10 protein-coding genes are annotated in these 9,284 nt (G+C 66.0%); all 10 read right to left on the reverse strand.

Annotation, left to right across the window (positions count from 1 at the left end):
- Nucleotides 1-14: 14 nt before the first annotated feature.
- A complete protein-coding gene (locus AC1D1X_RS00475; RefSeq protein ID WP_477697663.1) occupies nt 15-1,469 on the reverse strand; it encodes a cobyric acid synthase in 1,455 nt (484 codons plus the stop codon).
- The gene (locus AC1D1X_RS00480; protein ID WP_477669214.1) at nt 1,466-2,488 is read right to left on the reverse strand and encodes an aminotransferase class I/II-fold pyridoxal phosphate-dependent enzyme; all 1,023 of its coding nucleotides are present in this window, start codon (nt 2,486-2,488) and stop codon (nt 1,466-1,468) included. The genes AC1D1X_RS00475 and AC1D1X_RS00480 overlap by 4 nt, the downstream gene beginning before the upstream one ends.
- A complete protein-coding gene (cbiB, locus tag AC1D1X_RS00485) occupies nt 2,485-3,516 on the reverse strand; it encodes an adenosylcobinamide-phosphate synthase CbiB (RefSeq protein ID WP_477669611.1) in 1,032 nt (343 codons plus the stop codon). The genes AC1D1X_RS00480 and cbiB overlap by 4 nt, the downstream gene beginning before the upstream one ends.
- A gap of 7 nt (nt 3,517-3,523) precedes the next feature.
- Nucleotides 3,524-4,144, reverse strand: a complete 621-nt coding sequence (gene bluB, locus AC1D1X_RS00490; protein ID WP_477669610.1) for a 5,6-dimethylbenzimidazole synthase — start codon at nt 4,142-4,144, stop codon at nt 3,524-3,526.
- A 104-nt stretch (nt 4,145-4,248) separates the two neighbouring features.
- Nucleotides 4,249-5,088, reverse strand: a complete 840-nt coding sequence (locus tag AC1D1X_RS00495) for a CbtA family protein (protein ID WP_477697664.1) — start codon at nt 5,086-5,088, stop codon at nt 4,249-4,251.
- A 25-nt stretch (nt 5,089-5,113) separates the two neighbouring features.
- Nucleotides 5,114-5,305, reverse strand: a complete 192-nt coding sequence (locus AC1D1X_RS00500; protein ID WP_457280507.1) for a CbtB domain-containing protein — start codon at nt 5,303-5,305, stop codon at nt 5,114-5,116.
- Nucleotides 5,306-5,371: 66 nt separating this feature from the next.
- Complete coding sequence (locus AC1D1X_RS00505) at nt 5,372-5,776, reverse strand: DUF1636 family protein (protein WP_477669212.1); 405 nt, start codon at nt 5,774-5,776, stop codon at nt 5,372-5,374.
- A gap of 9 nt (nt 5,777-5,785) precedes the next feature.
- Entirely contained in the window at nt 5,786-6,397 is a 612-nt protein-coding gene (locus AC1D1X_RS00510; protein WP_477669211.1) for a vWA domain-containing protein, read from the reverse strand.
- 80 nt (nt 6,398-6,477) lie between these two features.
- The gene (locus AC1D1X_RS00515) at nt 6,478-7,566 is read right to left on the reverse strand and encodes a magnesium chelatase ATPase subunit I (protein WP_477669210.1); all 1,089 of its coding nucleotides are present in this window, start codon (nt 7,564-7,566) and stop codon (nt 6,478-6,480) included.
- Nucleotides 7,563-9,284 (reverse strand): cobaltochelatase subunit CobN (locus AC1D1X_RS00520; RefSeq protein ID WP_477697665.1); only part of this gene is annotated, 1,722 nt, incomplete at its 5' end. The genes AC1D1X_RS00520 and AC1D1X_RS00515, both read right to left, overlap by 4 nt.

The following is a 9,284-nucleotide window of genomic DNA, read 5'->3' on the forward strand; positions in this document are numbered from 1 at the left end:
GCCCTTGCGAGCGCTCAGCGGCCGCTGATCAGCGACTGCAAAACACCGGGGGTGAAATGCTCGCCGATGTAATCGGCCAGGCCGTCGAACACCGAGTCCAGCGTGGGCACCGTGGCGCCAAACAGCGCCTGCAGCACCGCCGGGTCTTCAAACATGCCGTGCAGGTACAGGCCCAGCACATTGCCGCGAATGTTCTGCCAGGCCAGGCCGTCGGCCATTACCGCGCTGGCCGTATCGCCCGCAGCGGCCAGCGCCGGGTGCTGCGCGGTCTGGCCGTGGTGGATTTCATAGCCCTGCAGGGCCACGCCTGACAAGGCTGCCCAGGCGCCATCTACCTCACCGAAGCGGGCTTGCCGCTGCCGCACCGTTTTATCTTCTTCAAACACGGTGACCACCGGCAGCAGGCCCAGCCCCGGCGCGTTGCCGTCTATGCCATGCGGGTCAATCAGCGCCTCCCCCAGCATCTGCAGCCCACCGCAAATGCCCAGCACCGCACCGCCCTGCCCTGCGTGGGCGGCAATGGCCAGGTCCAGCCCCTGCGCGCGCAGCCAGGCCAGGTCGCCGCTGGTGTGCTTGGAGCCAGGCAGGACAATCCAGTCGGCGCCGGCCAGGTCGACCGGGCTGCGCACCCATTTCAAGCGTACGCCCGGCACGTTTTTGAGAGGCTGGAATTCATCGAGGTTGCTGATGCGCGGATAGGCGATCACGGCAACCGTGGTGGAGACTTCCCCTGCCGCGGTACTGCGGTCGTCAAATACACCGTCTTCTTCGGGCAAGCCGTGTTGCCACCACATCGGCAACGTGGCCACCGTGGGGATGCCGGTCATGTCCTGCAGCATTTGTGGGCCGGGCGCCAGCAGTTTGGCGTCGCCGCGAAATTTGTTGAGCACAAAGCCCTTGATGAGTTTGCGTTCGGCTTCGTCCAGCATGGCCCAGGTGCCATACAGGTGGGCAAAGGCGCCGCCGCGGTCAATGTCGGTTACCAGCAGGCAGGCCGCATTGRCATGCTGCGCAGCGCGCATGTTGACGATGTCGCTGGACTTGAGGTTGATCTCGGCCGGCGAGCCCGCACCCTCCATCACCACCACGTCGTTTTCGGCGATCAACTCATCGAGCGCCTGCGACACCACCGGCCAGACCGAGGCACTGCGGCCGCGCCATTCCATGCGGGAGAGTTCGGGGTTGACCTGGCCCATCAACACGACCTGGCTTTGTGTGTCTTTTTCGGGCTTGAGCAGCAAGGGATTCATGCGCACGTCAGGCACCGCGTTGGCGGCGAGTGACTGGAAGTATTGAGCGGAGCCGATCTCACCCTGCGCTACGACCCTTGCGTTGTTGCTCATGTTCTGCGCCTTGAAGGGCGCTACTTTCAAACCCTGGCGCGCGTAGTAACGGCACAGCGCTGTCGTCAGCCAGCTTTTACCGGCGCCGCTGGTAGTGCCCAGCACCATGACACTTTTTGCACTCATGAATTTGTCCTGGAGAGTTGTTGCCACGCGTTGTGCAGGGCATCCTGCGCGGCTGGCGGCTGCACGCCCAGGCGCATATGGCCGGGCAAACCGAATGATGTCGTGTCGCGCAGCTTGATGCTTTGGGCGCGCAGTGCTGACAGCGCCTGCTGCAAGCTCAGGCCTTCGGGCAAGGCCGGTTGGGCGCAGAAGAAATTAGCGTCGCTGGGCAGGCAGTGCCAGCTCAATGATTCGCACAAACTGATCTGCCGGGCTTTCCATTCGCGCAAAGTATTGAGGCTGCCGGCGAGCCAGTCCTGCGCCTCTTTGCTCACCCAGGCTTGCAGCATGGCCTCGCCATGCGCGCCCACCGGCCACGAGGGGCAAAGCTGCTCCAGCGCGGCTACGCTGTCTTCTTGTTCCCCAGGCGCGATGACATAGGCCGCGCGCACGCCGGTCAGTCCCAGCGCCTTGTTGGGCGTCCACAGCTGCCAGATGGTTTGCAGTTGCTGCGGCGTGAGCGTAGGCGCAGCGCTGAGCCGCAGGGGCTCGTAAGCGCGGTCCAGCACGACGAGGGCCGACACTTCCTGACCTTCAACCAGCTCACCCAGGCCGCGATGTGCAGCACCCAACGGGCTGGAAGGCTCGCAGGCCCAGAGCAACTGCGCATCGTGCTGCTGGCTTGCCACCACCAGGCCATGCGCAACAGCCGCCTGCGCATAGTCGCCATAACTGTGCGGCGGCAGCCACACCGCGCGTGCGCCCTGCTGCGCGGCCAGGGTGGTCATGCGAAAGATGAATTCGCTGGCGCTGGCCGCCAGCAATACACGCGCCTCATCGACACGGTGAAAGGCCGCCAGTTGCCTGCGCAACTGCGTGTAGCCGGCGTCGGGGTAACGGGTGGCGTCAGCCTGGCGGACGGCAGCCAGCGCTGCAGGACAAGGCCCGCAGGCATTGCTGTTGGTGGAAAAGTCGTATAGCGGCACGCCCAGTGCGTCAGACCCACCGTGAATGCGCGTGGTGACCAAGCTGGTGTTCATGCCGATGCCACCAGCGCCATCAACAGCATCGCCAGGGCGGCAACCAAGGTCTGGGAGAACACCGCCTTCGAGGCCAGGGTTTGGGCCAGGGCCGTGTCCGATGCTTCAGGTGGCCGCCCTTGGGGGTTCAAGGTATATACGCCCGGCTTGCCGAGCGAGATACCCAGCGCCAACGCCATGGCTGCCATGGGCCAGCCGCTGTTGGGCGACGGGGTCTTGCAGGCTTCTTCGCGCAATGCCTTGAGCTTCAGCCCTCTTGCCGCCAACGCCAGCAACAGTGCCGTCAGGCGCGCCGGCAGCCAGGAGAGAACGTCGTCCGCGCGTGCCGCCCACTTGCCGGCCCATTCCCAATTTTTGCCACGGTAGGTGCCGCGGTAACCCCACATGGCGTCTGCCGTATTGGCAAAGCGGTACATGGCCGCTCCCGGCAAACCCAGCAACGCAAACCAGAAAACCGGGGCCACCACAGAGTCATTGAGGTTTTCAGCCAGCGACTCGATCGCGCTTTCCCGCACCTGGCTTTCAGTGAGCTGGGCGGTGTCGCGGCTTACCAGCCAGGAGAGGCGCTCCCGCCCTGCTTCCAGCGACTGGCCCAACGCCAGTTCGACCGCGCCGACTTCTTCGCGCAGCATGCGCCATGACAGCATGCATTTGAGCAACCAGGCCATCGGCACGGCCAGCAGAGCAGTGTCGATGGCGGCGCCCCAGGTAGGCGCCTCGACGTAGCCCGCCAGCTGCCAGAACACCAGTGCCTGCACCCCCCAGGCTGCTGCGCCCACCAATGCCACACCCACCCACCAGGCCAGTGTGCCGAGGAAAAAAGCCGGCCCGGGCGGGCAGCGCACGGTAATGCTTCCGCAGGCCCGAAGGTAGTTTCCCATCCAGACCACCGGATGCACACCTGTAGGTGGCTCACCGAAAGATTTGTCTACCCACAAAGCCAGCAACAGCACCACACCGAGCACGCACGCCGTGTACCCTGCCATGGAAGCAGGAACGGCAAAGGCATGAAAACTGGCCCACTGCATAAACATCTCAGCCGGCTTCCGGCTCACGCGGGGTGGTCTGGCCCCAGCAGTCTTCAAACACCATGTCGACCAGCGGGGCACGGCGCGCCCACTTTTCAGCCTGCAGCATGGGCTGGTCATAAAAGGCCTGGACCGGGCCCAGACACAACACCGCAATCGGCTTGCTGCCTTCAGGCATCTGCAACAGCCCGCCCAGCTGCTGCGGGTCAAAGATCGAGACCCAGCCCATGCCAAGGCCCTCGGCACGGGCGGCCAGCCAGAGGTTCTGGATGGCGCAGGCTGCCGAGGCCAGATCCATTTCGGGCAGGGTACGGCGGCCAAACACATGCTGCTCGCGCCCTGGCGGCAAGGCCACGACCAACACCTCGGCAGCATCGAGCACGCCCTGCACCTTGAGCTTCATGAACTCGTCTTCGCGCTCGCCCAGGGCCTGGGCCGTGAGCACACGTTCCTGCTCAATCAGCCCATGAATACCTTCGCGCAAGGGCCGATTGCGCACGCGAATAAAGCGCCAGGGCTGCATGAAGCCCACACTAGGCGCGTGGTGCGCGGCCGAGAGCAGGCGCTGCATCACATCGTCAGCCACCGTGCCGCCGCTGAAGTGGCGCATGTCGCGCCGCTCGAAGATGGCACGGTAGACCGCMTGTTGCTCGGTGTCGCTGAAGGCGTGGCCGGGTCGGGCCGCATCGGCCGGGCCCGCCCCGACGGCGGAGACAAAGCCCGTCACACCATTCACTGAGGAGCTTGCACCGCACCCGCTACGGGTACGTCTGCACGCTGCAGTACCACCAGCAAAGCCGGACGCACCCAGCGCTGGAAGGCCAAACCACTGACCAGACCCAGGCTCACCCAGAACGACAAAGACACCCAGGTTGTGGCCCAGATGAACTGCGTGCCGAGTTGTTCCAGAGCGGCATGGGCTTCGGGGCCAAAACCGGCCAGGGCATCACCTTGAAGCTTGGGCGCACCCACCACAAATGGCAACGCCAGCAAGGCTGCGGACACCAGCCAGCGCCAGGATGCGCGCACAAAACCGGCTATGGCGCAGGCACCCGCCGCACTGCTCACTGCCAGCACCCACCAGACCTGGCGGGCCTGCAGCGGCGCGGCTTCCATGCCGGGTACTTCCGCATGCAAACCCAGCGAAGGCCAGAGGTGAAAGCTCAACCAGCCAGCTGCAGCCACCACGCCGGCCAGGCGCAGTGAAGCCACCACGCCACCGCGTTGTGCGTCACGTTTGTAAAGCCACACGCCCATCACCGCAAACACCAGCAGCGCCATGCTGAAGGCGTGCAGCATGTTGGCCACCCAGGTCCAGCCAATGCGCTCGGCGCCGTTCGCGGGTTCCCATTCCTTGGCAACGCCGTGCTCATGCGCATRCGGCGCCGTACCTTCGGCATGCACGTGGGCAGCGGGAGCGGCGGCGGGCGCCGGAGCCTCTGCCTTTTGCTCCTCGTACACCTCGGCAGCCAGAATCAGCGGGGCGGCTTGCCAGCGCTGCACGCCGGTTTGCACGCTACCCACCACCACGGCAGTGGCCAGCGCCGCCCAGATCAATCGTTGAAAAACCATAGCTGTCTCCCGGTGAAAGTGCTGCTCAGTGGCAGGGTTTAACGGTGATGTGGCGCACATCGTGCGCGGCGTTGTGGGCCAGCGGGCTCTCGGCAAAAGCCACGCCGTACAGCACCACCAGGCCCAGCGCGGCGGCGCCCAGCAGCGGGCGCAGCACGGCCAGGCCGGGATTCAGGGTGTGAGAAGGGTTGTGGGTCAGCGTCGTTGGTTCAGTCATGGCGTTCTCCTTGGGGTAAGTGGGAAGGTGGGTGGTGAAAAAAACAAACTTAGTGCATTTGGCCGCTCATGTCGAGCCCAGGCCGTTCAAACCAACAGGGGGCAATCGGGCAAGGATACCGCTGCGCAGGCGATCGGGCCGTGCGTTGCGGGCCAGGTTGCCGTCGGCACTCTGCACGTGCAGTTGCGCGCAGGCAATCACCTGGGCTGCGGTCTCGGCATCGGGGGCCAGGTCGCCAAAGTAGTAGCTGAATTTGCCCCGGGCTTGCAAGGTCACGGTGCAGGCGCGGGTGCAGCCGCTCATGCACGCCTGGCCGCGCAACTGAAGACCCTTGTGCAGCCCGGTGTCCAGCTCACACACCAGCAGCGCTTCCTGAACCGCTTCGAACAAGGCCAGGCCATGGGCGGGCAGCTCACGCGATGCGCCCGGCGGGCGGCAGGTGGTGCAGACAATGATTTCGGTGTCGGACATGACGATCTTTTACGGTTGGTAATCCGGAGCCATGGCCAGGCGGTGCTCCGCGCCCCAGCGCATGGCCCAGGCGGCACAGCGGCCCAGGTTCTTTTTCGGATCGTCAAAATCGACAATCACCAGATGCTGCGGGGTCAACGGCGCCTGCGGTTGCTCCAGCGTGCGGCCATCGGTCAGCAGCCACAGCCAGCACTCCGTGGGGCCGCTCTTGCGCAGCGTGCGTTGCAGCAGGCGGTCGGCCTGGGCCAAGGCTTCGGCCAGCGGTGTGCCACCGCCACCGCCCACGGGGCGCAGGCGCTGGCTGCCGGAGGCGCGAGCGCGGCCGGGGGGCAGCAGCAGTTCCACACCCTGCCCGCCAAAGCGCAACAGCGCCACATCGTCGCCCTGCCGCGCGGCCTGCTCAATCATGAAGGCCGCATGGCCCTTGGCCAGCGCCAAGCGGCCGCGCTGGCGCATGGAACCCGAGGTGTCGAGCACGATGCAATGCAGGCGACTGCTGCGCAGCGCCACGGGCTGGTAGCGCAGGTGTTCGCGTTGAAGTGGCGCAGGCCCCTTGGCCACCACCGTAGGCAGCCAGGCAATGGCCGTGCTGCGCTGCGGCGCGCTGTGGGCACGTGCCATGGCGCCTGATGAAGGAATGCGTTGGGGCGGAGGCCACCGCCAGCTGCCAGGCCCGTTACGCGGGCGGCCGCTGGGGTGGCCTAGGCTTTTTTTGGCGGCCACCCGGCTATCGCGTGGACCTTGGTGGTGCCTTCGGGCTGGGCAGGCAACGCGCCCCAGTCGCCTTGGGGCGCAGGCGGTAAAGATGGCGCAGACGGCTGGTCTTGCAAGCGCTCTGGATTGTTTGTTGGTTGGGATGATCCGTTGCTATTTCGCGGTGCCTGCCCCGCACTGCCCTCGGGCCGGCGATGTGCCAGCGCCAGCTCGGCCACCGCGTCCACATCGTCCACAGTTACTTCGTTGCGCCCTTGCAGTGCCGCCAGCGCACGCGCGGCGCGCAGCATCACCAGGTCGGCACGCATGCCGTCCACGCCTGCCGCCATGGCGCAGGCCGCCGCATGGTGCAGCACCGCGTCCGACCAGGCCAAGCTTGGCAACGCAGCACGGGCCGTCACCAGTGCGGCACTGAGCGCGCGTTGTTCTTCCGCATGCTGCTCGCGCAAGGACGCAGGATCTTCATCAAAGCCCAGTCGGGCGCGCAGGATGGCGGTGCGCTCTGCAGCATCCACCGGATTGGCCAGCGCCACCGACAGACCAAAGCGGTCCAGCAGTTGCGGGCGCAGCTCGCCCTCCTCCGGGTTCATGGTGCCCACCAGCACAAAACGTGCGGCATGCTGCTGTGAAATGCCGTCGCGCTCTACCGTGTTGACACCGCTTGCGGCCACGTCCAGCAGCGCATCCACCAGCGCGTCGGGCAGCAGGTTGACTTCGTCTACATAGAGCACGCCGTTGTGGGCGCGCGCCAACAGCCCGGGCGCCAGGCGCACCTGGCCGTCGCGCAGCACGTCTTCCACATTCAGCGCGCCCACCAGTTGCTCCAGGCTGGCGGCCAGCGGCAAGGTGACAAAGGGCGCACCGGGCAGCAGCGCGGCCAGCGCACGCGCCGCGGTGGACTTGGCCGTGCCACGCGGGCCGCTGATCAACACACCGCCAATGCCGGGGTCTATGGCTGCCAGTTGCAAAGCCAGCTGCAACTGCGGCTGGCCGACCAGCGCGGTGAATGGAAAGGCCGCGCGGGTGGCGGGCTCAACAGGAATGTTCAGTTCAGGAATGTTCATGGTCGTGCTCATGTCAAAGGTCCTTCTCCGTGTTCTTCAAGCCGGCGCTCCAGCGCCAGCAAATGGTCTTCGATGCGATCGCGCTGGTCGCCCGGCGCCTCCCACAGGCCGCGCTGCATGGCCTCCAACAGGCGCTCGCCAATGCTGCGCAGCGCGCCGGGGTTGTGCTGCTGCAAAAACGCGCGGTTGATGTCGTCGTGCAAATAAGCATCGGCCACCAGCGCATATTGATGGTCGCCCACCACGCCCGTGGTGGCGTCAAATGCAAACAGGTAGTCCACCGTGGCGGCCATCTCAAAAGCCCCCTTGTAGCCATGGCGGCGCACGCCTTCCAGCCACTTGGGGTTGACGGCGCGCGAACGCACCACGCGCGCCACTTCTTCACCCAGCGTGCGGATGCGCGGCGCACCGGGCACACTGAAGTCGCCGTGGTACAGCGTGGCCGGTGCGCCCGCCAGGTGTTCGACTGCCACCGCCATGCCGCCCTGGAACTGGTAGTAGTCGTCCGAATCGAGCACGTCGTGCTCGCGGTTATCCTGGTTGTGAAGTACTGCGTCCAGACCGGTAAGGCGCTGCTCAAAGCTGCCGCGTGCGGCCACGCCGTGCTCGCCCTGCCCGTAGGCAAAGGCGCCAGCGCGCAGATAGGCCTGTGCCAGGTCGGCGCCGTCGTTCCAGCGGCCGCTGGCCATGACCTCCTGCAGACCAGCGCCATAACCGCCGGGGCGCGGGCCAAATACGCGCCAGGTGGCTTCGCGCTGGGCGTCTTCCGCACTCAATCCCTTGGCTTCTGCCTCAGCGGCTTCGCGCTGCACACGGGCGCGGATGGGGTTCACGTCGTCGGGCTCGTCCTCTTCGCTGATCGCGGCCACGGCACGCACCGCAGTGTCGAACAAGTCAATCACATTGGGAAAGGCATCGCGAAAGAAACCCGACACGCGCAAAGTCACATCCACGCGCGGACGGTTCCTGATAGCCATGGGCAGCACTTCAATGTCCACCACCCGGCTGCTGCCGTCGGCCCACTTGGGCCGTACACCCAACAACGCAAAGGCTTGTGCAATATCTTCGCCGCCCGTGCGCATGGTGCTGGTGCCCCACACCGACAGGCCCAGGCAGCGCAGCATCTCGCCATGGTCTTGCAGGTGGCGCTCAATCACGCGCTCAGCCGCCGCGGCGCCCATGGCGTAGGCGGTCTGTGTGGGCACGGCGCGCGTGTCCACCGAATAGAAGTTGCGGCCGGTGGGCAGCACGTCAGGCCGGCCACGCGAGGGTGCACCGCTGGGGCCGGCGGACACAAACTTGCCTGACAGGCCGCGCAGGCATTGAGCAATCTCTTGCGGGCCGCAGGCGTCCAGCCGCGGACGCAGCACCTGGCGCATCCGTTGCAGCACCGGGGCGGTGTGCGGCCAGGCAGTGGCATCCCAGGGTGCATGGGCCACCACGTAGTCAGCGACAAGCTGGCGGGCCAGCAGCTCCAGCCGCTCGCGTGTATGGCCGGCGTGACGCCAGGCTTCGGTACTCATGTCTTGCAACACCGGAGGGAATGGGCCGCCCCAAGGTGCGGCCCATTCGGGGCTCAACACGCTGAAGCCGCCCACACTATCCAGCTTCAAATCCTGAGCCAATGCCATCAGCAAGCTGCGCTGGCCGGCGGCCGTACCACCTGGAAAACGCGCCAGCGCCACCAGCGTGTCGATTTGCTGGCGGCCCTGTGGTGATGTGCCCAGGAT

This window comes from Polaromonas sp. P1_G4 (assembly GCF_056405475.1).

Coding starts and splice junctions, on each gene's coding strand:
- AC1D1X_RS00480 (WP_477669214.1), bottom strand. CDS start 2,488: ATGAACACCAGCTTGGTCACCACGCGCATTCACGGTGGGTCTGACGCA.
- cbiB (WP_477669611.1), bottom strand. CDS start 3,516: ATGCAGTGGGCCAGTTTTCATGCCTTTGCCGTTCCTGCTTCCATGGCA.
- AC1D1X_RS00500 (WP_457280507.1), bottom strand. CDS start 5,305: ATGACTGAACCAACGACGCTGACCCACAACCCTTCTCACACCCTGAAT.
- AC1D1X_RS00505 (WP_477669212.1), bottom strand. CDS start 5,776: ATGTCCGACACCGAAATCATTGTCTGCACCACCTGCCGCCCGCCGGGC.
- AC1D1X_RS00510 (WP_477669211.1), bottom strand. CDS start 6,397: ATGGCACGTGCCCACAGCGCGCCGCAGCGCAGCACGGCCATTGCCTGG.
- AC1D1X_RS00515 (WP_477669210.1), bottom strand. CDS start 7,566: ATGAGCACGACCATGAACATTCCTGAACTGAACATTCCTGTTGAGCCC.